The organism is Streptomyces sp. NPDC042336, from assembly GCF_055581985.1.
The window spans coordinates 1-22,326 of record NZ_JBVJEA010000003.1 but is presented as its reverse complement, the minus strand read 5'-3'; the positions used below and the strand labels follow the sequence as shown (position 1 = coordinate 22,326).

General features: G+C 70.1%; 16 protein-coding genes and 6 pseudogenes. 13 read left to right on the top strand and 9 right to left on the bottom strand.

The window, feature by feature from the left end; genetic code table 11:
* The first annotated feature begins 67 nt into the window (after window positions 1-67).
* The 6 genes and pseudogenes from ACZ6IM_RS08810 to ACZ6IM_RS08785 form a co-directional block, all read left to right on the top strand.
* Window positions 68-1,183: an NAD(P)-dependent alcohol dehydrogenase gene (locus ACZ6IM_RS08810; protein ID WP_469555327.1), complete on the top strand. Its 1,116-nt coding sequence runs from the start codon at window positions 68-70 to the stop codon at window positions 1,181-1,183.
* A gap of 47 nt (window positions 1,184-1,230) precedes the next feature.
* Entirely contained in the window at window positions 1,231-2,313 is a 1,083-nt protein-coding gene (locus tag ACZ6IM_RS08805; protein ID WP_469555324.1) for an MBL fold metallo-hydrolase, read from the top strand.
* A 49-nt stretch (window positions 2,314-2,362) separates the two neighbouring features.
* Complete coding sequence (locus tag ACZ6IM_RS08800; RefSeq protein WP_052840031.1) at window positions 2,363-3,268, top strand: NADP-dependent oxidoreductase; 906 nt, start codon at window positions 2,363-2,365, stop codon at window positions 3,266-3,268.
* Between the two features lie 52 nt (window positions 3,269-3,320).
* Entirely contained in the window at window positions 3,321-4,043 is a 723-nt protein-coding gene (locus ACZ6IM_RS08795) for an alpha/beta fold hydrolase (RefSeq protein WP_469555321.1), read from the top strand.
* Between the two features lie 155 nt (window positions 4,044-4,198).
* Entirely contained in the window at window positions 4,199-5,326 is a 1,128-nt protein-coding gene (locus ACZ6IM_RS08790; RefSeq protein WP_469555318.1) for a Gfo/Idh/MocA family protein, read from the top strand.
* 117 nt (window positions 5,327-5,443) lie between these two features.
* A pseudogene (locus ACZ6IM_RS08785) lies at window positions 5,444-5,638 on the top strand (ISL3 family transposase); the annotation flags it as partial.
* A 169-nt stretch (window positions 5,639-5,807) separates the two neighbouring features.
* On the opposite strand, the gene ACZ6IM_RS08780 reads toward ACZ6IM_RS08785, so the two are convergent.
* The 5 genes from ACZ6IM_RS08780 to ACZ6IM_RS08760 all read right to left on the bottom strand — a co-directional run bounded on the left by ACZ6IM_RS08780 (window position 5,808) and on the right by ACZ6IM_RS08760 (window position 13,922).
* Entirely contained in the window at window positions 5,808-6,398 is a 591-nt protein-coding gene (locus tag ACZ6IM_RS08780; RefSeq protein ID WP_469555316.1) for an antibiotic biosynthesis monooxygenase, read from the bottom strand.
* Window positions 6,399-6,425: 27 nt separating this feature from the next.
* A complete protein-coding gene (locus ACZ6IM_RS08775) occupies window positions 6,426-7,865 on the bottom strand; it encodes an aldehyde dehydrogenase family protein (RefSeq protein WP_469555313.1) in 1,440 nt (479 codons plus the stop codon).
* Between the two features lie 158 nt (window positions 7,866-8,023).
* Window positions 8,024-10,795: an ATP-binding protein gene (locus tag ACZ6IM_RS08770; RefSeq protein ID WP_469555312.1), complete on the bottom strand. Its 2,772-nt coding sequence runs from the start codon at window positions 10,793-10,795 to the stop codon at window positions 8,024-8,026.
* Window positions 10,795-11,697 (bottom strand): LLM class flavin-dependent oxidoreductase, encoded by a 903-nt coding sequence (locus ACZ6IM_RS08765; RefSeq protein WP_030869077.1) that lies wholly within the window; start codon window positions 11,695-11,697, stop codon window positions 10,795-10,797. Before ACZ6IM_RS08765 ends, ACZ6IM_RS08770 begins: the two co-directional genes overlap by 1 nt.
* The gene (locus ACZ6IM_RS08760) at window positions 11,694-13,922 is read right to left on the bottom strand and encodes an LLM class flavin-dependent oxidoreductase (protein ID WP_469555308.1); all 2,229 of its coding nucleotides are present in this window, start codon (window positions 13,920-13,922) and stop codon (window positions 11,694-11,696) included. Before ACZ6IM_RS08760 ends, ACZ6IM_RS08765 begins: the two co-directional genes overlap by 4 nt.
* A 119-nt stretch (window positions 13,923-14,041) precedes the next feature.
* On the opposite strand from ACZ6IM_RS08760, the gene ACZ6IM_RS08755 reads away from it, so the two are divergent.
* On the top strand, window positions 14,042-14,434 hold the full coding sequence (locus tag ACZ6IM_RS08755; RefSeq protein ID WP_052840038.1) for a winged helix-turn-helix transcriptional regulator: 393 nt from the start codon (window positions 14,042-14,044) through the stop codon (window positions 14,432-14,434).
* Between the two features lie 109 nt (window positions 14,435-14,543).
* On the opposite strand, the pseudogene ACZ6IM_RS08750 reads toward ACZ6IM_RS08755, so the two are convergent.
* Both ACZ6IM_RS08750 and ACZ6IM_RS08745 read right to left on the bottom strand, forming a co-directional pair.
* A pseudogene (locus ACZ6IM_RS08750) lies at window positions 14,544-15,477 on the bottom strand (quinone oxidoreductase family protein).
* Window positions 15,478-15,534: 57 nt separating this feature from the next.
* Window positions 15,535-16,554, bottom strand: coding sequence for a zinc-binding dehydrogenase (locus tag ACZ6IM_RS08745; protein WP_469555305.1), 1,020 nt, complete (start codon window positions 16,552-16,554; stop codon window positions 15,535-15,537).
* 61 nt (window positions 16,555-16,615) lie between these two features.
* Here ACZ6IM_RS08745 and ACZ6IM_RS08740 point away from each other — a divergent pair, with 61 nt between their 5' ends.
* Window positions 16,616-16,924: an ArsR/SmtB family transcription factor gene (locus ACZ6IM_RS08740; RefSeq protein WP_052840251.1), complete on the top strand. Its 309-nt coding sequence runs from the start codon at window positions 16,616-16,618 to the stop codon at window positions 16,922-16,924.
* A 24-nt stretch (window positions 16,925-16,948) separates the two neighbouring features.
* Here the strand turns inward: ACZ6IM_RS08740 and ACZ6IM_RS08735 are convergent, their stop codons facing one another.
* Window positions 16,949-17,788, bottom strand: coding sequence for an SDR family oxidoreductase (locus tag ACZ6IM_RS08735; protein ID WP_469555303.1), 840 nt, complete (start codon window positions 17,786-17,788; stop codon window positions 16,949-16,951).
* Window positions 17,789-17,881: 93 nt separating this feature from the next.
* On the opposite strand from ACZ6IM_RS08735, the pseudogene ACZ6IM_RS08730 reads away from it, so the two are divergent.
* From ACZ6IM_RS08730 to ACZ6IM_RS08715, 4 pseudogenes are all read left to right on the top strand, one after another.
* Window positions 17,882-18,253 (top strand): annotated as a pseudogene (locus tag ACZ6IM_RS08730) (winged helix-turn-helix transcriptional regulator).
* 128 nt (window positions 18,254-18,381) lie between these two features.
* Window positions 18,382-18,603 (top strand): annotated as a pseudogene (locus ACZ6IM_RS08725) (winged helix DNA-binding domain-containing protein); the annotation flags it as partial.
* 8 nt (window positions 18,604-18,611) lie between these two features.
* Window positions 18,612-18,695: pseudogene (locus ACZ6IM_RS08720) on the top strand (IS5/IS1182 family transposase); the annotation flags it as partial.
* Window positions 18,696-19,544: 849 nt separating this feature from the next.
* Window positions 19,545-20,129 (top strand): annotated as a pseudogene (locus ACZ6IM_RS08715) (DnaB-like helicase C-terminal domain-containing protein); the annotation flags it as partial.
* Between the two features lie 152 nt (window positions 20,130-20,281).
* Here the strand turns inward: ACZ6IM_RS08715 and ACZ6IM_RS08710 are convergent.
* The gene (locus ACZ6IM_RS08710) at window positions 20,282-20,875 is read right to left on the bottom strand and encodes an LURP-one-related family protein (protein ID WP_003977861.1); all 594 of its coding nucleotides are present in this window, start codon (window positions 20,873-20,875) and stop codon (window positions 20,282-20,284) included.
* Between the two features lie 228 nt (window positions 20,876-21,103).
* Here ACZ6IM_RS08710 and ACZ6IM_RS08705 point away from each other — a divergent pair.
* A partial coding sequence (locus ACZ6IM_RS08705) for a sensor histidine kinase (RefSeq protein ID WP_469555299.1) occupies window positions 21,104-22,326 on the top strand: 1,223 nt, incomplete at its 3' end.

Here is a 22,326-nt window from a genome sequence, read left to right as displayed (position 1 = left end):
AGTCCTTGATGATTTCAGTCCCTCGTCACCATGGCCATCGCGGCGCTTCGCGGCAGGCTCACGGCGTATGACCACCTCCGCGCGCGCCGCTGTTCTCGAAGCGCAGGACGGGCCCTTCGAGTTCCGCGACATCGAGATCGAGGACCCGCGGTCCGACGAGGTACTCGTTCGCATGGTCGCGACCGGAATATGCGCGACCGACGCTCATGTGCGGGCGCAGAGAATGGCGACGCCGCTGCCAGTGGTGCTGGGGCACGAGGGAGGAGGAGTCGTCGAACGCGTGGGGGCCGCCGTCACCACCGTCGAGCCCGGTGACCACGTCGTCCTCTCCTACCACTCGTGCGGCCGCTGCAAGCCGTGCATGTCCTCTCACGCGGCCTACTGCGACAACGTCTGGGCGGCCAACTTCGCAGGTGCCCGCCTGGACGGCTCGAATGGTCTCCACGTCGCCCGCGGTGCTGAGCCGCACGGTCACTTCTTCGGCCAGTCCTCGTTCGCCACCCACGCCCTGACCCACCAACGGAACACGATCAAGGTCCCCCGCAATCTGCCCCTCGACGTCATGGCTCCGCTGGGGTGCGGGCTGCAGACGGGCGCGGGGGCCGTACTCAAGGCCCTCGCCGTGCCGGCGGGAGCGTCCTTCGCGGTCATCGGTGTGGGAGCGGTGGGCCTGGCGGCGGTCATGGCGGCACATGTCGCGGGTGCCACCACCATCGTCGCCGTCGACGTCGACGCCGGCCGCCTCGATCTGGCCCGCGATCTCGGAGCGACGCACCTCGTGGACCCCGGCCGGGTCGAGGATCTGACCGGCGCGCTCCGCGCCGTCGACGAACGCGGTCTGGAGTACGTCCTCGACACGAGCGGCCGCGCGGAGAACCTCGATGCCGGGGTCGGCGCCCTGGCACCGATGGGCCGATTCGGCTTCGTGGCGTTCCACGAAGGAGCGGGCGCCGTGCTCGACGCCGGCCGGCTCACGCTCGGCCAGTCGCTTCAGGGCATCATCCAGGGCGACGCCGTCTCGTCGCTCCTGATCAACGACCTTGCCCAGCTCTATCGAGCGGGCCGGTTCCCCATCGACCGACTGCTGTCCTTCTACGACTTCGCCGATATCAACACCGCGTTCGAGGATGCGGGCTCAGGCCGCGTCACCAAGGCGGTCCTTCGATTCACGTCACCGGGATAGACCACCCGTTCTACGGCTTCCCAAGAACACAGAAAGGCGTCCCGCCGATGTGCCGGAGCAGTCAGGTACCCATCAGCGTCGAAGAAACCCCGAGCTTCTACGGCATCGACCACTATGGATTCCCCCGCGCGGGGGCGGACGACCCGTTGGACCCCGAGGGATATTACCCCCCTTATTTCCAGAGCGAGCACTTCCAGAAGTACGGCTACCACGTGGAAGAACTGCGCGGCGGCTTCTACTGGGTCACCAGTGCCGGCTACGACGCCGCGTTCGTGGTGACCGAGGAGGGCGTGGTCGCGATCGACGCACCCCCGACGCTGGGCGAGAACATGCTGGCGGCGATCGAGGACGTCACCGACCGACCCGTCACCCACGTCATCTACAGCCACTGGCACGCCGATCACATCGGCGCGGCCTCCGTGTTCGGTCCCGACGTCGAGATCGTCGCCCACCGCATCACCAAGGAACTCCTGGAGCGCTTCCCCGACCCGAAGCGTCCCCTGCCGACGAGGACGTTCGACGACGAACTCGTTCTCGAAGTGGGCGGCGTGAGCCTGCAGCTCTCCTACAAGGGGGAGAATCACTGCCCCGGCAACATCTTCATCTACGCACCGCGGCAGAAGGTGCTCACGGCGGTGGACATCGTCAGTCCGGGAAGCGTCACGTTCATGCACTGCGACGCCTCGCAGAACATCTCCGGCTGGTACGAGGCTCAGTCCCAGATCCTCGAATACGACTTCGACTACTTCGTCGGCGGGCACCACATGCATTACGGCACCTACGAGCAGGTGAAGCTGTGCGTGGAGTACTTCGCCGACGTGCTCGAGGGGGCGACTGCGGCGGTCGAGCGGTTCAGCCGCTCGGATGCGCTCGCCGACATCGTGACCGGCACCGGCTGGGACAGGATCTTCGTCGGTACCGAGAACTGGATCAGCTCCATGGCGAACTACACCACCCGCCACGTCCTCGACAAGGAGACGAGCGACGGCCGGCTCTGGTGGGAACGGCTGGCAGGAGCCACCACCCAGACCAAGTACCACGCGTACACCGTACTGGAATCGATCCGCCTCGAACGGCCCCGGCCCGACTACCGCCTGCGGGGCGAGAATCCCCCGGTCTTCCTGACCTGACACCGTTCTGAACGGTGCGAGCAAACCCTTGTATACGAGAAGGATCATCATGAAAGCCGTCGTCATCACCTCGTTCGGCGAACCCTCCGTGTTGCGGGTTGCGGAGGCTCCGCGACCGGTGCCGGGTCGGGGTCAGGTACTGGTGCGGGTTCACGCCGCCGGGGTGAACCCCGCGGAGATCCAGGCACGCGCCGGAGCGTTCGGCCTGCGTGCTCCCGCCATCCTCGGATTCGAGTTCGCCGGCGTCGTCGAGGCGGTCGGCCCGGGCGTCGACGAGGGCGTGGTCGGCGACCGCGTCGCCGGCTGGCCGGACTCCGCCACCCAGGGCTCCTACGCCGAGTACACGGTCAGCAGCAACTTCGCGACGATCCCCGACGGCGTTTCCTTCGAGGAGGCCGCGGCCACTGTCATCGGCGCCGACAACGCGGCGAGGGCTCTCGGGCTTCTGAACATTCGCCCGGGTGAAACGCTCGTGGTCACCGGCGCGAGCGGTGCTCTGGGCAGCGCAGCCGTGCAGTTCGCGCGACAGCGCGGTGTGACGGCGATCGGCGTCGCCGGAACTGACAACGCCGACTTCGTCAGGAGTCTCGGAGCGACCCCTGTCGCCCACGGCCCGGGCCTGGTCGATCGCATCCGTGCCGCCGCTCCGGGCGGGGTCGACGCCGCGCTCGACACCGTCGGCAAGGGGCTCGTTCCCGCCCTCGTCGATCTTCTCGGCGGCCCCGGCCGGATCGTGACGCTCGCCGACCCCGATGCCGCACAACACGGCGTCGTATTCAGCCCCGGAGGCAGCTGGAACCGCGACCGCGGCCCTGTCCAGGAAGCCCTGAATCTGATCGCCGCCGGCGCATGGACCGCACGCATCGGCCGGAGCTTCCCACTCGACGAGGCCGCGGACGCTCATCGCCTCGTCGCCACGGGCCACACCCACGGCAAAGTCATCCTCCTTCCCTGACTCGGCCGACCGACCATTTCAACCACGACAACAAACAACTGGAGAATCCGAAATGCCTGCAGTCCTCGTCCATGGTGTACCTGATACCCACCGGCTTTGGGACACCGTCCGTTCCCATCTTCAGCGCGAAGATATTTTGACGATCGATCTCCCCGGGTTTGGCGTACCCCTGCCAGAGGGATTCACGTCGACGAAGGAAGAGTATCTCGATTGGCTCATTGAGAGGATCGAGGAAATCGGCGAACCCGTCGACCTGGTCGGTCATGACTGGGGGTCTCTGCTCACGGGCCGTCTCGCGTCTGTCCGACCGGAACTGGTGCGGACATGGACAGGCATCAGCGGCCCCATCGATCCGGAGTATCCGTGGCACTATCTTGCCAAGATCTGGCAGACGCCGGGCGAGGGCGAGAAATGGATGGCGGACCTCGACCTCGAGGAGTTCGCAGCAAGTCTCAACGAGGCGCAGATGCCGCGCGACGCGGCAGACGAAGCGGTCCGGCATATCGATGCCACTATGAGGGCAAGCATTCTCGCCCTTTACCGTTCGGCGATCGAGGTCGGGGCGGAGTGGAAGCCAGGTCTGAGCAAGGTGACCGCACCAGCGCTAGTGATCTGGGGCCTGGACGATCCGTTCCTTCCTCACCGCTTCGCCGACGAGCTCGGTAATGCCACACGCGCACGTGCCGTCTTCAAGCTGCGCAGCTCGCACTGGCCGATGATAGAGCGTGCGGCCGATGTCGCGCGCGAACTCGAGGCCCACTGGGCTCACGTGTAAAACCTGCGCTTGGGTCACTCGGGCTCACCATGGCGAACGGCAATAATTGCTCGCTCGCCATGGTAAGCCCGAGTGCCCACGCATGTGTCCGGAAACGAATCATCGTGACGCAGCCCGGAGAGCGTTTCCGGGCTGCACATGGCAGGAGCATCCTCATGACGAATTCAGCACATACCCAGATCGGCGTCGGTATTATCGGGGCCAGTGCCGATCGGGGTTGGGGCGGAATTGCTCACGTCCCGGCGCTGCAGGCGCTCGACGCGTTCCAGATCCGCGCCGTCAGTACGACTCGTATGGAGAGCGCGAACGCGACCGCTCGTCGGCTGGGCGCCGATCTCGCCTTCGACACTCATGAGGCTCTGGTCGTGCAACCGGAAGTCGACCTGGTGGTGGTTGCGGTCAAGGTGCCGGATCACAGGCAGATTGTTTCCGACGCGCTGGCCGCGGGCAAGATGGTCTATTGCGAATGGCCGCTCGCAAGAAACCTTTCGGAGGCCGAAGCGCTGGAGGGGTTTGCCCGCGAGCGGCGGCTGCGGACGGTTGTCGGGTTGCAGGGCGGCCTGCACCCGCCGATCCTCTTCCTTCGCGACCTCATCGCGCAAGGCGTGATCGGCAAGCCGCTCAGCACGAGCATCCGAGCGCATTTGTCCGACGACATGTGGGCCGGCCGATATGACCCACCGGTCGAGTACATGGCTCACGCAAAGAATGGCGCCACGCTGCTGAGCATCATGCTCGGCCACGGGCTCGAACCGCTTGCGCGCGTGCTCGGCACGTTCGAGAGTCTGTCCGCCGTCGTCGCCAATCAGCGCGGTGACGGCGTCCGCCTGTCCGATGGCGCGACGCTGCTGAAGGACGCGCCGGATGAGATCGTCGTCGCCGGCGTTCTCGATGGCGGGATCGTCACTTCGCTGCACTACAGTGCCGGGCAGTCTGCCGGCTCGGCGCTGGTATGGGAGATCCAGGGCACCGAGGGCAGTGTGCGTGTGGAGTCGGCGTCGGGTTACATCCATTTCACCGATCTCACCATCACGCTGAGCCGCGGCAGCGAGCCTGTCCAAGTGCTACAGGTCCCCCCCGCTTATGCGGCTCCCGACCTGCAACTCGACGCACCCGCAGCGGGGGTCGCCCGCCTCTACGCCCAGTTCGCCGCCGACCTCCGCGACGGAACCGCCGATGCGCCGGATTTCACGGTCGCACGCGATCGCCACCGGGTACTCGAGGCGATCATACGGGCCGCTGAAACAGGTCATCGGCAGCATCTGTCCCGCCCGACCGAATGAACTCCCCTCTTTGAACCCGGGAGAGGCACTGCCGCAGGACCCGAGGAGATGGCGATCCGCGAGCCAGCCCTGACTTGATCACACAGAGCTGACCCGCACCGTGTCGAAGGACTCTGCCAGCACGCGCGCCTCGAGGCGTTGTTCGCCATCTTCGAGCACGTCGAGGCCGAGGCGACCTGGGGCATCCACCAGCGCATGATCGCCGCTTACCGCGAGCCCGACCGCTCCCTGGGGAAGAAGGCCACGCAAGCGGTGATCAACGCCCTCGCCGGCGGCGTCCCGGCCGCGCTCGTCGAGTTGCGCACGCCGGGTGGCCCGCCGCGCGGACAGCGTACTTCCCGTCGCGGTGCCCGTCCGGGGTTCCGCATGCGACCCCGCCACCGTGATCAACCAGCCGCTGCGGGAGATCCGTGCCGGAGATCATGGAACTGTCCCGCTGAAAGCCGAGCCGCAAAACGGCGCGGTCCGCCCCGGGGCCGCGTCATCGCGTCGGTCCCTCGCGCGCGGTCGAGGTGTCGGCATAGAGCCAACGGCGCAGGACGAGGGTCACAGCCGGCATCATCAGATACGTCATCAACGTACTGAACAGCAGCGCGAGCATCAGCACCCGCGCCACAAGCGGCCAAGCACGGAGCGCCGGCCCCAGAAGACCGTTGCCGATCAGGGAGATCGGGAGTACGGCCGCGAAGGCGGCGAGCGCCATCTTCCAACGAGGCGGCGCCGTCGTGGGCGTGTCGTGCGCAGTGGTGAACAGGGTCTCCATTCCGGAGAGTTCGCGACGCGCCACCTCGCTCTGATGATGGCCCTCGCAGTGGTCGAACAGTGCGGCCCGCTCAGGTGACGTCGTCCAGTGCCGCGCGGACTCCTGGTCGCGGAACCGGTGGACCAGAACCCATGGCCCGGCGGCCGTGGCAGGCCGGAACAACCCGTCCCCCAGGTGTCCGGGAAACGCTGAGGCGGTGTCGGTCACCCGCCCGAACCACTCCCGGAAGTCCTGCTCGTAGCCGGGTTCCACAGCGCGCGCGGTCAGCAGGGTGACGTCGGCCGGGCCGACGTCGTCCGTCTCGGTCATCGATTCTCACTCCGCCGTCGAGAGCTGTCAGAGTTGCGGTGCCACATGCACGAGGTGCTTGGTCTCCTGGAATTCCTCGATCCCGCGGATGCCGTTCAGGCGGCCCACTCCCGACTGCTTGAAGCCGCCTTCCTCGAACTGGTCGTGGATCATGGCCCAGGTGTTGGTCCAGACGGTCCCGGCCTGCAGTTCGCGGCCGACGCGCAGGGGGCGGTCGACATCACGGGTCCAGATGCTCGCGGCCAGGCCGAACTCGGTGGCGTTGGCACGCGCCACGGCGTCGGCCTCGGAGTCGAACACCTCGAAGGTGGCGACCGGCCCGAACACTTCGCGCTGCACGATCGGCGAGGACACGTCGGCGACCTCGATCAGGGACGGGCCGAGGAGCGCCCGATCCCGCTTGCCCCGCACGAGGACGGTGGCGTAGTCGGCCGCGGCGGCCACGGTCTGTTCGACCCGTTGGGCGTTTCCTTCGTCGATCATGGCGCCCATCTCGCTGGCGGGGTCGTCGCCGGGCCCGACCCGGACCGCTTCGAGGGCGGCGACAAGCCGCCGCCGGAGTTCGTCGGCCACGCCGCGCTGGACCAGTATCCGGCTGCCCGTCATGCAGAACTGGCCCGCGAACATGGTGACGGCCTTGGTGAGCACGGGCACGGCGGCGTCCAAGTCGGCGTCGTCGAAGACGAGCATCGGCGTCTTTCCGCCCAGCTCCATGGACAGCGTTTTCAGCGTCGGGGCGGCCTGTTCCATGATCACGCGGCCGACCGCGGTGGAGCCGGTGTAGCTGAGCACGTCCACGTCCGGGGAGGAGACCAGCTCCGGAGCCCCGGCGTTGCCGCTCTCGGTGAAGACGTTGAACACGCCCGGGTCCAGGCTCGGCGTGTCGGCGATGATCTCGCTCAGCACTCCGTTGACCAGGCCGGTCTGCGCCGGCATCTTCATGACCACGGTGCAGCCGGCCGCCAGGGCTGGTGCGAAGGATCGCGCCGAGAGGATGACCGGTGAGTTCCACGGCACGATCACCGCGGCGACGCCCGCGGCTTCGCGCAGGGTCATCGAGTACATGCCGGGCCGTACTTCGCCGGCCCTGCCGTGGTCGGTGAGGGCCAGCGCCGCGTGGTAGCGGAGCTTGGGGATGGTGCCTTCGACTTCGATGGCCGCCTCGGAAAGCACTTTCCCGTTCTCCCGCGCCAGGAGGGTGATCAGTTCGTCCTTGCGCTGCTCGAGCCGGTCGGCCAGTTCGTGCAGCGCTGCCGCACGCCGGTGACGGTCGCGGGACCAGGCGGTGGAGTCGAAGGCCCTTCGGGCCGCGGCCACGGCGGCCTTCGCCTCCCGCGCACCGCCGTCGGCGAAGGTGCCGAGCAGGCCGTTGGTCGCGGGGCTGCGGGACTCGCCGCGGGAGCTGGAGTCCTGCCACTGCCCGTCGATGTAGTGGCGCGTGTGGGGCAGGGTCTCGGACTTGGGCATGAGGTGACCTCTCGTCATGCGTCGCACGGCGTTTCGCCGCGGGTACGCGGGACAACGTCAGCGACGCTACAAATCAGGGCCGGTGAGCGAATCGGGCGGGCAATCCGTCGTTTCCGCCGGAGGCGTCGCGCGCCCGCTCCGCCGCGGCCTCCCTGTGCTCACGGTGGCTCACAACCGGCGTGGAGGTCGCTCAGCTCGGTTCGGGTGTTGATGCCGAGCTTGGCGAACACGTTCCCGAGGTGGTGGCCCACGGTGCGGTGGCTGATCCGCAGCTGGACGCCGATCTCGCGATTCGTCAGCTGTTCGGCGGCCAGTTCGACGACTCGCTGTTCCTGGGCGGTGAGCCGGTTCATCGCCCTGGTGTCCGAGCTTCCCCGGCGTCCCGGCGCTCCGGTGAGGTCCTGCTCGCGCTGCGCGCGTTGGCGCAGCGGCTCGGCACCGAGCCGGTCGAACGCCTCCAAGGCGGCGCCGATCCGGACGCGCGCATCGGTCCGCCGGCGGCCCCGTCGCAACCACTCGCCGTAGGCCAACTGAGCGCGCGCGTAGAGCAGCGGGTGGGATCGGGCAACCGGCACGTCGAGGGCGGCTCGGAAGGCACCCTCGGCCCGGGCGCCGCCGAGGAGCCCGCGCGTGACGTGCGCGGCACAGCGGGCCCACGGCGCTCCCGTGCGCCGCGCCCAGGCTTCGAGCACCCGTACCCGTTCGTCCGCGAGGTCGCTTCTGCCGACGCGCACGGCCGCCTCGGCCGTGTCGAGAGCGGCCAGGAGCGCGAAGGTCGGGTGTTCCGCGCCATGGCCCGGCTCGGTCAGGCGCACCAGGATGTCCAGCGCTTCCTCGGGACGCTCGCGAAACAGCAAGGCCATGCCGCGGTTCCAGTACGCGGCGGCGCTCAGCGCGCGGACGCCCTGCGGGAGTGACGTCTCCAGAGTCCTGGCGGTGGCCTCCGCAACGGCACGTTCGTCACCACGCGCCGCGGCGAGCCAGCTCAGGCTGGTGAGGCAGTGGGAGGCGATGTGGTCGGCACCCAGGTCCTGGGCCAGCCGCAGTCCCTCCGCGGCCGAGGACTCCGATTGCGGCCAGCGGCCGGCAGCGTTGTCGAGCATCGCGGTCTGGGCCAGGAAGGCGGCGAGCCGAGCGTGCTCGCTGCGCCGCCGCAGGTGCGGCAACCGGCGGCGCAGCGCATCCGCCATCGGCTTGTCGATCCCCCAGGCCAGGGCGAGGGGTGTCGGCGGCAGCAACGGCAGGATGGTCGTACGGGCCCGCGCGGCGGGATCACCGAGGTCGGGGGTGTCCGCCGGCGCCGCGTCGGCGGACACGTCGTCGCTCCACCAGGCAAGCGTGCCGGGTAATCCGCTCCGGCCCGCGACGTCCTCTTCGAGCAGCAGCTCCAGCGCTCTGTCCCGCAGGTCGCCGCGTCCGACGGACCAGGCGGCGCGCATGGCCAGCGTGCCCAGTTCCAGCGCCGTTCCCGGTTCCGGGACGCGCTTCATGTCGGTGATCAGGAAGTGGTGCGCCATCTCGGGCATGCCCCGGGCGAACTCCATGATCCCCCGCAGACCCCGGCTCCGCCGGGCGACGTGAGCACCGGGGGCCAGCCGTTCCGCGTCATCGAGCAGGCGCTCCGCCGTGGCTGCCCACCCGGCGTCCCAGGAAGCCCTGGCAGCCTCGGCAAGACGTTGTGAGGCGTCGATCGGTGCGGCCGACAGTTCGGCGGCCCGCCACCACGCCCGTGCAGCCGTGTTCGTGGCCCCGCGGAGCCGGGAGCGGACGGCGGTCCGTTCGAGGAGCCGCGCGACGTCCTCATCGCGTCCGTGGGCCAGGGCGGCGAGATGCCATGCGCGCTCCTCCGCCTCGTCCGGCATCGTGGCGGCCAGGGCGCGGTGAGCCCGGCGCCTCGTCGCGGCACCGCAGCCCTCGTAGACGGCTCTGCTCACGACGGGGTGCCGGAAACCGACGCGGTTGCCCGCCACGTGGAGCAGGCCCGCGTTGGTCACTTCCTCCCAGACGGCGTCACCGGCCCCCGACGCACGGCCGGCCCGCTGCACCGTGAGCCGGTCGCCGTGCTCCTCGGCCGCCGCGAGCACGGTCAGCAACTGCGCCGGAGGGCTCAGGGCCTCGATCCTGGCACGGAAAGCCCGCTGCAGGCACGGCCCGACGGGCGGTCGTCCTCGCTTCCGGCGATGCTCGGCGTCGTCGAGGTCGCCCCCGAGCGTGGCCAGTTCGTGCAGCGCCAAGGGGTTGCCCCCGGCCTCCCGGACCATGCTCCGCGTCGTCGCCTCGTCGGTGAGCGGCGCCACGGCCGCCACAAGCTGCCGCGCGCTCTCGTCGCTCAGGCCGTCGACCCGCACGTCGGCCACGCCTTCCCAGGGCCGGGCAGCCGGATCGCTGTGATCGGCGAGCACGACGACCACGGGATGCGCTCCCACACGTCGGGCGACGAACCCCAGGCACAGCGCGGTGGCCTCGTCGAGCCACTGCCCGTCGTCCACCACGACGAGCACGGGCTGCCGCTCGGCGAGTCCGCGGAGCAGCGACAGCACGGCCGCCCCGACCACCAGGCGGTCCGTCGGCTCACCGCTCAGCCCGAGCGCGGTACGCACAGCGGCGGCCTGGGCCGTCGCCAGCAGCTCGACACGATCGGCCAGCGGTCGCAGCAGCCCGTGCAGCCCCGCGAAAGCCAGGTCCGACTCGGGCCGGGTGGCCGAGTGGCTCAGCCGGACGAAGTCCGCGGCCTGGCCATGCACGTGGCGAAGCAGAGCTGACTTGCCGATACCCGGCTCGCCCCACACCACGAGCGCGCCACCGCTCCCGCCGCGGGCCTGCGTAAGCAGCCCGTCGAGAACCGCGGTCTCCTCGCGGCGTCCGAACAGCTCCGTCGGCGCTGCCCCTGTCGCAGCTTGGTCACCGGGCCCGCCACGCGCGCACCGCATCACGTCACGCGTTCGGACTGGACGAGTTCGCGGGCGCGCGGCGCGACCTCGTGACCGAAGAGGTTCAGGTCGGCAGGCTCGTCCGAGGCGAGGATGAACCCGGACACGCCGTACTGCAGGGCGAGGTCAGCGATCTGTTCGGCCCAGTCGCCGGGAGTCCCCTGCAACAGGCCGCCGCCGGCGCCGGACGTGAATCGGCCGCTCAGGTTGAGCAGGCGGCTGACCGCCGCGGGCTCCCGACCGGCGGCGGAGGCGGCCTCGTCGATCTGCTCGTTCATCGCGCGCAGCGATGCCGGGCCCTCGGGCAGGAAACCCAGGGAGGGCAGCCAACCGTCGGCGATCCTGCCCGTCAGCCGGAGCATGCGCGGCTTGTAGGCACCGATGCGGATCGGGATGCGATGGGCGGGTGCCGGGCCGCGCTTGGCGCCGTTCACGGTGTAGAACTCCCCGGTGACACGGAGGGGACCGGTCTCGTCGGTGGCCCACAGACCCCGGATCACGCCCACGGCCTCCTCCACCGCCCGCACGGCCTGGGCCGGTTCGAGCCGGCGGCCTCCCATCGCGACGATGCCGTCCCAGAACGCGCCCGCGCCGATGCCCAGTTCGACTCGCCCGCCGGTCAGCCGGTCCAGGCTCGCGGCGGCGCGGGCCAGCACGGCCGGGGGCCGCAGCGGAAGGCTCAGCACGTTGCCGCTGATCCGGATCCGTTCGGTGCGTGCGGCGACGTACGACATCAGGGTCCAGGTGTCCTGGAACGCCGACTGGTAGGGGTGGTCCTGGAAGCTGACCAGGTCGAGGCCGGCCCTCTCGGAGGTCTGGGCCAGCTCGACCGGCGCCTGAGGCGGGTGGGCGGTGGGGGTGATGAAGCTGCCGAACCACAGTTCGTGGCCGTAGTCGCTCATGGGGTGCTTCCTCCGGGGTGGTTCGCGGCGGGTGTGAGGGCGAAGTTGTCGCCGAACACACCCTCGGGGTCGTAGACGCTCTTCAGCTCACGCAGACGCGTGAGGGTCCGTGGAGGCCAGGCCGCGGTGATCCGCTCGGGCCGGAGGCTGGACTCGAAGCTGATGTAGAGGCCGTCGAGGAAAGGGCTCAGCCGGGCCCAGGCCCGGTCGACCACCTCGTCGGCACCGCCCATCACCACCAGCGAGAAGTTCGCGTCGCGGTGGGCGTAGGCCGTGGCGTCCGCGGGAACATCGGCGACGGCGCCCCCGACCGAGCGGAGCTGGAACCATCCGATCGCGCCGCTGCGGATCATCTGAGCCGCCGCCGCGGCGAACTGCGGGGTCACGTGCCGGAGCAGCCCGCTGCGTGAGACCGGTTCACCGTGGGAGACCGGTGGGTCGTCGCTCGCGTTGTCCATCACGGCCGCGTAGGAGGTGATGACGATGTCCTGGGCGTACATCGCGGAGATCGCGGCCAGTGGCTCCAGCCGGGCGCGCACGGTCTCCGGGTCCGAGGAGTCGACCATGGTGTGGCTCACCGCGAGCGCCGGACGTCCGCCGCGCGGGGGCGGCACGATGACGAAGCTGGTGAGGTCCCGCGGTGAGTCCTCGACCACCCGGCCCCACTCGACGAGGTAGCGCTCGAGGTCGCTCGCGTCCTGGGTGAGCCGGGCGAAGGCGACCGCGCCCACGTCGTCGGCCTCGAACTCGAAGGCAGTGACGATCCCGAAATTCGCGCCCGCCCCTCGCACGGCCCAGAAGAGATCGGGGTTCTCCGCATCGTCGGCCCGCACGACGGAGCCATCCGCGAGCACCATCTCCACGGCCCGCAGGCGGTCGATGGTCAGTCCGTGCCCGCGCGCGAGGTACCCGATGCCCCCCGCCGTGGCGAGGCCGCCCACCCCGACGCCCCCGTAGTCGCCCGAACTCAACGCCCAGCCGTAGGGCTCCAGTGCGGCCGCCACCTCGGCCCAGCGCGCACCCGGGCCGATGCGCACCCGGCGTGTCTTCCTGTCGAGCACCTCGATCGCATTCATCAGTGACACGTCGATGACGATCCCGCCGTCATTGGTGGAGCGGCCGGAGACCCCGTGTCCGGCGCTTCGCCGAGACAGGGCCACGCCGGGATGCCGGCGGGCGAACGCGAGCGCCTGGGTCACCTGCTCGTTCGTCGCCGCCCGCAGGATGATGCCGGGCGCACCACCGCGCAGGTATCCGGACCGCAGCCGGGCGTAGGCCGGATCACCGGGCTCGACGACCTCGGCCATCTCCGGCGGAGCGCTCTCGTAGTCGATCCCCGGCAGGCGCCTGGCGCGCACGGCGGACCGCCGGACCCGCGCGCCCGACCATCCGCGCGGAAGCACCGCGTCCACGGCCGCCCGCAGGGCCGGGGCGACCTCGCTCGCGAAGCATGCCGCGACGTCTCGCTCCTCGGTGTCCAGCACGATGGTGCCCACCCCGTGCTCGACGACGAGTGGCAGCAGGTCGTTCACCCAGTCCGCGGCGGTCCCGGTGAACCTGCCTGTCCGCTCGCCGAAGCCACCGCGGATCGTGACCCGTCTGCGGATCTCGCGGGGATCGCGGCCTGCCCCTCGCGCCGCCTCGTCGACTGCGCGGTTGCCCTGCGTCAGCGTGGCGGCGTCGCACCCCGTCGACCATTCGTCAGCCCGCAGTCCGACCAGCCGGAGCAGGTCCTGGCCCTGGCCGTCCACGGAGATCGGCACGTCGTGCGCGGGCGCGGCATTCTCGGCTCCCGCAAGACGGTAGAAGCGGCCGGTGAACCGGCCGAGGCCATTCCAGAGCTCGCGGACGACGGCGATCGCCTCACCCAGTGCCGCGACCGAATCGGCTGTCCCGGACGCGGCGGCTGACGGGCCCGCCCGGAAAGCCAGTTCGACCCTGCCTTCGGTGAGCCGGTCCAGGCCCGCGACGGCTCGCGCGAGCATCGCCGGATGGAGGGTGTCGGGGCGTGCCTCCAGCACCAGTCCGAGAGAGACCGTCGCCCCGGCGATCCAGGCCGCCACAGTCGACGGTTCGAGATCGTCGCCGGCGGTTCCGGCCGGGACGACGAGCAAGTCCAGCCCCCACTGCTCGGCCAGGCCCGCCACTTCGACCAACCGGCCGGGTCCGCAGTCGGCGTCGGAGGGCAGGTGCAGCCCGAATCTCAGCGGGTGCCCGTAGTTCATAGCGCGTGGTGAAAGGCCGAGTGTGCGTTCATGGGCCAAGGCTGCACGGCGATGATCACAGGCGACAAGCGGGGCATGACCAGGTCATCAAAAGTGACACGCTCCAGTATCGTGACCGTATGACCGGTCCTCGACAGCCCGATGATTCCTCCGCCACCGCGGGCCAGAGCCGCCCGGAAGCGGGCTATGAACACATCGACGACGACGTGTGCCGCAGTTTTCAGCGCTCGGTCGAGATCGTGGGCAAGAAGTGGAGCGCCGCGGTGCTCCTGGCGGCGATGCGGGGCGCGCGCCGATTCGTCGACTACCGAGCGCGGATCCCCGGCATCTCGAACCACCTTCTGTCCCAGCGTCTGCGTGAGCTCGAGGGCCACCGGCTCATTGAGCGGCTCGTGGTACCGACGACGCCGGTCCAGATCACGTACCGGCCCACCGAACGGGGCGCCAGCCTGATGCGTGTCCTGCATCCGCTGATCGAATGGAGCGCCAAGAACGAGGACATGGGCACCTGACGAGCTGGTCGCCTGCCGCCCACGCACCCGATCCGTCGCGTACCGGGACCGGTGATTGCGCGGGCGGCCGCTCGCGGTGCGGCTTCAGCGGTGCGGGGACAGGAACGGGTTACGGGACCAGGACGATCTTTCCCGTGGTGTGGCCGGCCATGATCTCGCGGTGGGCGGTGGCGGCCTCGCGCAGGGGGTAGCTGTCCGCGATCACGATGCGCAGGCGGCCTGCTGTCGCGGCTTCCGTGAGCTGCAGGCGGGCGGCTTGGCGGATCTCGGTACCGGGATCCGCGCCCGGCACACCACCCAGGAGCTTGATTCCCGCGCGAGCCCCGCGCTCGTGGCCCGCGATGGTGGCGATACGCAAGCGGTCCGGCACGAGCTCCACGGAGACGTCCACCGCCTCCTCGGTGCCCACGAGATCGGCGGCCGCGTGCACGCCCTCCGGCGCCACCGCGCGCACCCTGTCCGCCAGCCCCGGCCCGTAGACGACCGGGATCGCTCCCAGCTCTCGCAGGAGGTCGTGCTTGGCCCGGCTCGCCGTGGCCACTACAGTCGCGCCGCGTGCCACCGCGAGCTGGACGGCCACGAGACCGACGCCTCCCGCGGCACCGTGGATCAGCACCGTCTCGCCCTTGCCCAGGCCGATCGCCTCAAGCGTGTGTACGGCGGTGACCCCGGCGGCCAGCAGCCCGCCGGCCTGCTCCCAGGACAGGGCGACGGGCTTCGGCACCACGGACGGGGCGGGCACGACGATGTCGGCGGCGTAGGCACCCGGCGCGGAGTAGGTGATCACTTCGTCACCCACCGCGATCGGACCCGCGGGGCCGATCGCGTCGGCACCGACCGCTGTCACCACGCCCGCCGCCTCGACACCGAGCCGGACCGGCAGTCTCCCCGGATCGACACCGAAGGCACCGCTGTACGACTTGTAGTCGAAGGGATTGACGCCGGCCGCGCCGGACCGTGATCCGCACCTCGTTCGGCCCCGGCTCCGGGACGGCGACATCGATCACCGACAGGACCTCGGGACCGCCATAGGCGCCCGCCACTACCGCAGTTGTTTCGGTCATACGAGGAGACAACGGGTGCGCGAGGCGCCCCATTCCTCAGGTACGGGCCGCCGCCGCGTGCGGGGTCTCGTCCACGGGATGCACGGCGAGAGCGATCTTGCCGCGCGGGCGTTGGCGTCCTTCGTCGGCGGAGCCGCCTTCCAAGAGGCTGTGGGCGTGGGCGGCGTCGGCCAGCGGCAGCACGGCGCCGATCACCGGCCGGAGTTCGCCCTGGTCGACCAGACGGCCGAGGGCCTCCAGTTTCGCCCGGCCGGGACTGACGAAGAGGAAATGGTAGGTCGCGTTCACGCCCCAAGCGGCGAGGAGGTTCTGCGGCTCGGGAATGTCCACGATCGACACCACGCGGCCTCGGTCGGCCAGAGCCAGCGGACTGCGGGTGAGGGTGTCCCGGCCCACCGTGTCCAGCACGACGTCCACCCCGCCCAGGGCCTGCACCTGCGGCACATAGTCACCGGCCGAGAAGTCGATCGTGACGTCCGCTCCCAGCCGGGTGACGAAGTCGTGATCCCTCGCCCGCGCGGTGGTGACCACCTCGGCCCCCAGCGCACGTGCGACCTGGATGGCGACCGAACCGACCCCGCCCGCGCCGCCGTGCACCAGGACCCGCTCCCCGGCCCGCACTCCGGCCCGTTCGACCAGCGCCTCCCACGCCGTCACCCCCACGAGAGCGAGACCGGCGGCCTCGACATGCGACAAGCGGGAGGGCTTGCGGGCGACCAGGGCCTGGTCGACCACGTGGAACTCGGCATAGGTCCCCTGACCGGTGAACACCGGCGCCAAGTACCAGACCTCGTCGCCCGGCCGGTAGTCGCCCGCCCCCGTGCCGGTCTCGACCACCACGCCGGACACGTCGTTGCCGATCACCGCCGGCAGCGCCACCTGGTCGCGGTAGTCGCCGCGGCGGGTCTGCAGGTCCAGGGGATTCACGGAGGTGGCCATGACCCTCACCAGCAGCTGGCCGGGCCCAGGGCTGGGCATGGGCAGTTCCCGTGCCGCGAACGCGGTGTCCGCGCCACCGAAACGGACGAGTTCCATCACACGCATCGAAGAGGACATACGGCGAAGATAAATCGTCGTATCGCGAATCGTCAATATGAGAATGGGTTACGATCACGCCGTGTTCTCGGAAGAGCAGTTGCTGTCCGTATTCCGGGCCCTGTCCAACCCCGCCCGCCGCCAGATGCTGGTGTGGCTCAAGGACCCCATGAGCTTCCCCGGCCAGGAGGCCGAGGATGTCGAGATCGGCGTCTGCGTGACCGACATCCAGCGGCGCATGGGCCTGGGACAGTCCACCACCTCCCAGTACCTCACCATGCTGCGGCAGGCAGGGCTGGTGGTCGCCACCCGACGCGGCAAGTGGACCTACTACCGCCGCGACGAGGCGAACATCGCCCGCCTCTTGGAGACCCTGCGTGACGTGTTCTAGCGCCTGGCCCCGGTGCGGCCGGTCTCAGCGGAACGCGGTGACGTTGCGGGCGGCCCAGTCGGCGAAGGGGCGCGGGGCGCGGCCGAGGACCCGTTCGACGTCCGGGCTGACGCGCTGCTCGGCCGGGCTCGGGTTGCCGACGATGTCCAGGGTGTCGTCGGCCAGCTCCGCCGGCATGCTCCGGGCCATGGCGGCCCTGGCCTCGTCGCGGGTCAGCTCGTGGAACGCCACGGGCGACCCCAGCGCGGCGGCGATGGCCTCCGTCTGCCCGCGCGGAGTGATCACCTCCGGGCCGGTCAGCTCGTACGCGCCACCGATGTACCGGTCCTCCAGCAGACAGGCCGCCGCCACCGCCGCGATGTCGGCCGGATCGATCACCGGCACCCCGACATCGCCGAAGGGCGCCGCGACGACCCGTCGCTCACGGACGGACTCGGCCCACCACAGGGCGTTGGAGGCGAAGCCGCCCGGCCGCAGCAGAGCCCACTGGAGGCCGGACTCCCGCACCTTGTCCTCCAGCTCGCGCATCGCGATCCGCGTCGCCCCGAAGGGCCTGGTCACCACGCCGAGCGTGGAGAGCAGGACGATGCGGCGGACCCCGCCGTCCGCGGCCTCGGCGACGATGTCGGCGGGGCTGGCGCCGAGGGCGTGCAGATCGCCGGAGAGCAGCAGGAACAGCGACTTCGCCCCGGCCAGCGCGGGCCGCAGGCCGGCCGGCTCGGCGAGGTCGGCCACCAGGTGGCGGACGCCGTCCGGCACCGCCGCCGGGTGCCGCGACACCGCCGTCACCTGCTCGCCCGCCGCTGCCAGCGCCCGCGTCAGCGGCCGCCCGATGTTCCCGGTCGCCCCGGTCACCACGATCATGTCCAACTCCTTCTCGGATGTCCTCTGTGGACCTGCACGCTAGGAGCGAGGACTAACTTCTGGTAAGGGCATACCTGGAGGTAAGCTCATGACATGACGGAAGGCGTGCAGCCAGACGGGTCGGGACCGGCGAGCGGTATGACGTGTTTCACACCGACTGCCTGGCGCGCGACGTGGTCGACCATGTGACCAGCAGGTGGGGCATCTGGGTGCTGATCGCCCTGCGGCGCAACGACCTCCGGTTCTACGAGCTGCGCGAGAGCATCCGGGGCATGAGCGAGAAGATGCTCGCCCAGACCCTGCGCGTCCTGGTCGAGGACGCGCAGGGTCTGGCGGAAGGTCGAGCCGACGACGCCGCCGCAGGTCACGTACGGGCTCACCGGGTTCGGCCGGGACATCGGGGAGCCGCTGACGGACCTGTTCGACCGGATCACCCAGCGCCTGTCGGCGGACGGCACGCCCTAGCCGGCCCTCGGGGGAGGCCCGCTGTCAGTGGTGTCGGGCACGATGTCGGACGGGGCACAGGTACCGAGCACACGCACCAAGCGCACCTGCCGAACACGCCGCGGACGGACGACGGGCGGAGGGCCTGCATGGGTGACGACGGACGACGGCACATCGGGACGGCCGAGCGGCGGCACCGGCTGGCCCTGCGCCAGCGGCTGGCGGGGGCCGCGCGGGCGGGGAGCCCGGAGGAGGTCGCCGCATCACTGGTCGCGCTGCACGGCACCGACCCGGCGACGGTGCATCTGGCCGTGGGCGCGCGGCTGGCGGACGCGGCGGGACTGGTACCTCGCCCCCGAGCTGCCGCCCACGCTGTTCGACCGACCCGGCCGGGGAGGTCCTCTGACTGTCGCCGGCACTGACGGGCCGCTCCCACGATCTGACGGCCGCCCGCATCCACAGATCCGCGGAGGCGGCAGCCTGATCACCGACGGCGGGATTGTCTCCTGCCACCAACTCACGAGCTCTGCCCAGGACAGGCCGGCGGTGCCGAGAGGCCGCGTGTATGTCAGGCAGTACTGGGCGTTACGGACGATGTCGAGGCGGTTGTTGACCGCGTCGCATAGAACGATCTCAGGCTTGGACCGGTAGCGGCAAAGATCAGGTTCTTGAACTCTCCGTTGACACCCGTCATACCCAGCGACGCGAGCAGCATCATCGCGCGCCGATAGCGCACCGAACTCGTGCTGCCCCGGCACACGATCTGCTGCAGCTTCTGCCCCTCCTGGTCGATCAGTCTGCGTACACGACAGGCTCAGCCACCGCGCCTCCGGCGATCGAATGGACGCCACCGCACATCCAACCGTCGCGACCGCCAACCCCGCGAACCTTGGCGGGGACTGGACCACTTCGAGGGCCGCACCTGGCGCGGCTGGCACCACCACGTCACCCTCGTCACCGCAGCCCAGGCATTCCTCACCCTCAGGCGGCTCGACCCAAAAGCCCACACACCGGCCTGACCCTCTACCAGGTTCTTGATCTCCTCCAAGACCTGCTGAGGTGCTGGACCGGTACCTGCACCACCTGCGGACGACCTCTAGCCAACCCGCGCAGCCGACGCAGACAGCCCAGAACCTAACGAAGCACTACTAGAGCGTGTCTCCTTGATCCGTTTGTTCGATCGGATATGTCCGTCCGGCTGGTGATCACGGATGCGATGTGGGACCGGATCAAGCCGTTGATGCCGGCCGATCCGGTCCGCGGCCGATGGGCCAGAACCCAAACCCGTGAACAACTGCTGTCGCTACCCGTGAACAAAGCCAACCCCGGCCAGCTCATCGTCATCGCCGGCCGCCCGACCACGGGAACCTCCACCCTCGCCCTGAACCTGCTGCGCTCCGCGGCCGTCAAGCACAACCTGCCCGCTGCCTACTTCGCACTGGAGTCCCGCCGCACCGACATCACCATGCGGCTCTTGGTCGCCGAGGCCCGCGTCGCCCTGCACCACATGCGCTCCGGCACCATGACCGACGAGGACTGGAGCCGCCTCGCCAAAGGGATGCCCTCGGTCTCCGGAGCCCCGCTCTACCTCCAGGACGACGCCTACGCCAACTTCACCAAGATGCGCGCGCACTGCCGACGCCTGCACGGCCTGAAGCTCATCGCCGTCGACGACCTGCAGCTGCTCAACTACGGCACCCGCCCTCTCGGATCCCGCTGCCAAAAGGTCTCCGAGGTCGCCCGCAGCCTGAAGAATCTGGCCAAGGAACTCGAGATACCCGTCATCGCCGTCTCCACCCTCAACCGCGGGCCCGAACACCGTACGGACAAGAGGCCCTACCTCAGCGACCTGCGCGATTCCGGCGCCCTGGAGGACAACGCCGACTTCGTCTCGCTGCCGCCCGCAGAACTGGAGAACATGCCCATCCTGGCTGGATACCGAGGCCCGTGGCTGTTCGAGGTCGGTCCGGAGGTATCCGGCCATGGGCCTGGAGCTTTCCCACCGGCGACATGGCCCACCTGCCCGCCGTCGGCGCCAGTCTCTTCGGGTCAACGGTCCTGGAACGTGTCCAGGGCCACGGCCTGGGCGACGGCCAGGCGGGGGTCCGGTCCGGGGGTGAGGATGTCGACCACGTAACGGTCCCGCAGACCCCACTTCCTGTCCACCTTCAGCACCTGCTTGCCTCCCGTCTCGAAGTCGAAGTGGTACGGCCACAGGAACGGCAGGTCCAGCGGCAGGAAGTCCCAGGCGCGGCGGAGCACAGCCACGAACCGGTTACGCTCCCGGCCGACGGCGGCCGGGAATCCGGGCTGGTCCAGCACCCAGGTCGAACGCACCAGGGAGGCGACGTCCTTCTCCTCGAAACCGCCGACAAGGTTGCCCTCCGCGTCCCACACGTCGTAGCCATCACCGGCGCCGCGAAGGCCGCGCTCCTCGATGGTGAACAGCACGCGGGTCCCGGACAGGCCGGTGTGGAAGGTGATCTTCTCCTTGAGCGAGAATCGCTTCACCTCGGCGCAGGCCACGACCTCGCCCTCAGAGCCGTCCGGCATCAGCTCGCTCACGGTGTAACGGCCGGCCTTGAGACGGTTCTCCTGCCGGACGGTGAAACGTCTGCCGGTCCACTGTCCCGCACTGTCCACTGTTCCGCTCCCGAAGCCGTCGTTCCCTGTGCCGCCGCTGAGTGCGTCCGGCGGAGCCATCGTCACCGGACCGCCCGCCCCTGCGGCAGTCTCCATAAGTCGTCACCCGTAACGACCAAAGAGGGCAGGAATCCCAGGAACCGAGGCCTCCCCGACCCCCCTTCGTCGCGCGCGACCGCACCGAAGGAAGGATGCGGGCGTCAGAGGGCAGCCGTCTATCGTCTGCGCGTGGATGCTGCAGAAACTCCCCGTACCGGACCGTCGTTCCGCTTCCGTCTCGCCGCCGCCTCCGCCTGGCCCCGGCGGATCGTCGGCGAGGCCGTGCTCACCCCAGTGCTCTCCGGGATCGCAGGCATCCTTCGCACGGCGGAGACCGGCTCCCTGGTACAGGGCGGGGCACTGGCCCTGGTCGTCGCCGTACTGTCCCTGGCGCGTCGCGCCCTGCCGGCATCGGTACTGCTGGCCGCGTCAGCCCTGGCGGGCACCTTTCTCGGTGCGTTCGTCCTGCTGGTCTGCGCCGGATGGTCCGCCGGCAGCCGCATCGAGCGCCCGGCGCGGGCACTGGCCGCGTTCACGGCTGGTTTCGTGCTCCACCTTGTCGCCGGCGTGGCCAGCGCACCAGATGAAGACCTCGGACTGTCGGTGCTGGTGACCGTCGCACTTACCGGGGGGCCGTTCCTGGTGCTCGCGGTGGTGCCCGGTTTCGCCGCCCGATACCGTGCCCAGCGGCACGCCCTGCTGGACGCCCTGCGGCGGCACAACGCCCAACTGGTGCGCGAACGGGCGATGGTGGCGCGCCAGGCCCGGCTGCTGGAGCGGCAGCGCATCGCCCAGGACATGCACGACAGCCTTGGCCACCAACTTGCCCTGATCGCCGTGCACACGGGGGCGCTGGAGGTGGACCCGGAGCTCAATGGCCGCCAGCGGGAAGGTGTGGGCGTCCTCCGGGAGGCATCCAGATCGGCGATGCGGGAGCTGCGCGAAGCCGTGGGCATCCTGCGCAACGACGCGGAGATGTCCGGGCCCGGTCCGCAGGAAGCCGGGCCCTCCTCGGACCGTGCCGCGGTTTCTGTCGACGAGCTGGTCGCATCGTCGCGGGCGGCGGGCGCGACAGTGGAACTGCACCGCTCCGGCGCCGAGCGACCCCTCACCCCCGCTGTCGACCGGGCGGCGTACCGCATCGCTCAGGAGGGACTGACCAATGCACTCAAGCACGCGCCGGGCGCCCCGATCACGGTCGCGCTGCGCTACGAACCGGACAGCCTCGTAGTCGAGGTGGCGAACGGCCCAGTACCGGCCGGGGTTCCGGCCGCACTCCCCGCGATCAGCGGCCAACAGGGGCTGACGGGCCTGCGGGAGCGGGCCCGTCTGGTCGGCGGCATGGTGCACACCGGCCTCACCCCCGGCGGGGGCTTCCGCCTCGCCGGTGTGCTGCCGTACGCCGGTGGCGA

What these genes read in the sequence shown, in the direction of transcription:
- ACZ6IM_RS08770 (WP_469555312.1), bottom strand. Translation starts at nt 10,795, where the DNA reads ATGCGGTGCGCGCGTGGCGGGCCCGGTGACCAAGCTGCGACAGGGGCA.
- ACZ6IM_RS08790 (WP_469555318.1), top strand. Translation starts at nt 4,199, where the DNA reads ATGACGAATTCAGCACATACCCAGATCGGCGTCGGTATTATCGGGGCC.
- ACZ6IM_RS08755 (WP_052840038.1), top strand. Translation starts at nt 14,042, where the DNA reads ATGACCGGTCCTCGACAGCCCGATGATTCCTCCGCCACCGCGGGCCAG.
- ACZ6IM_RS08780 (WP_469555316.1), bottom strand. Translation starts at nt 6,398, where the DNA reads ATGACCGAGACGGACGACGTCGGCCCGGCCGACGTCACCCTGCTGACC.
- ACZ6IM_RS08735 (WP_469555303.1), bottom strand. Translation starts at nt 17,788, where the DNA reads ATGATCGTGGTGACCGGGGCGACCGGGAACATCGGGCGGCCGCTGACG.
- ACZ6IM_RS08795 (WP_469555321.1), top strand. Translation starts at nt 3,321, where the DNA reads ATGCCTGCAGTCCTCGTCCATGGTGTACCTGATACCCACCGGCTTTGG.
- ACZ6IM_RS08745 (WP_469555305.1), bottom strand. Translation starts at nt 16,554, where the DNA reads ATGTCCTCTTCGATGCGTGTGATGGAACTCGTCCGTTTCGGTGGCGCG.
- ACZ6IM_RS08775 (WP_469555313.1), bottom strand. Translation starts at nt 7,865, where the DNA reads ATGCCCAAGTCCGAGACCCTGCCCCACACGCGCCACTACATCGACGGG.
- ACZ6IM_RS08810 (WP_469555327.1), top strand. Translation starts at nt 68, where the DNA reads ATGACCACCTCCGCGCGCGCCGCTGTTCTCGAAGCGCAGGACGGGCCC.
- ACZ6IM_RS08805 (WP_469555324.1), top strand. Translation starts at nt 1,231, where the DNA reads ATGTGCCGGAGCAGTCAGGTACCCATCAGCGTCGAAGAAACCCCGAGC.
- ACZ6IM_RS08765 (WP_030869077.1), bottom strand. Translation starts at nt 11,697, where the DNA reads ATGAGCGACTACGGCCACGAACTGTGGTTCGGCAGCTTCATCACCCCC.
- ACZ6IM_RS08760 (WP_469555308.1), bottom strand. Translation starts at nt 13,922, where the DNA reads ATGAACTACGGGCACCCGCTGAGATTCGGGCTGCACCTGCCCTCCGAC.
- ACZ6IM_RS08800 (WP_052840031.1), top strand. Translation starts at nt 2,363, where the DNA reads ATGAAAGCCGTCGTCATCACCTCGTTCGGCGAACCCTCCGTGTTGCGG.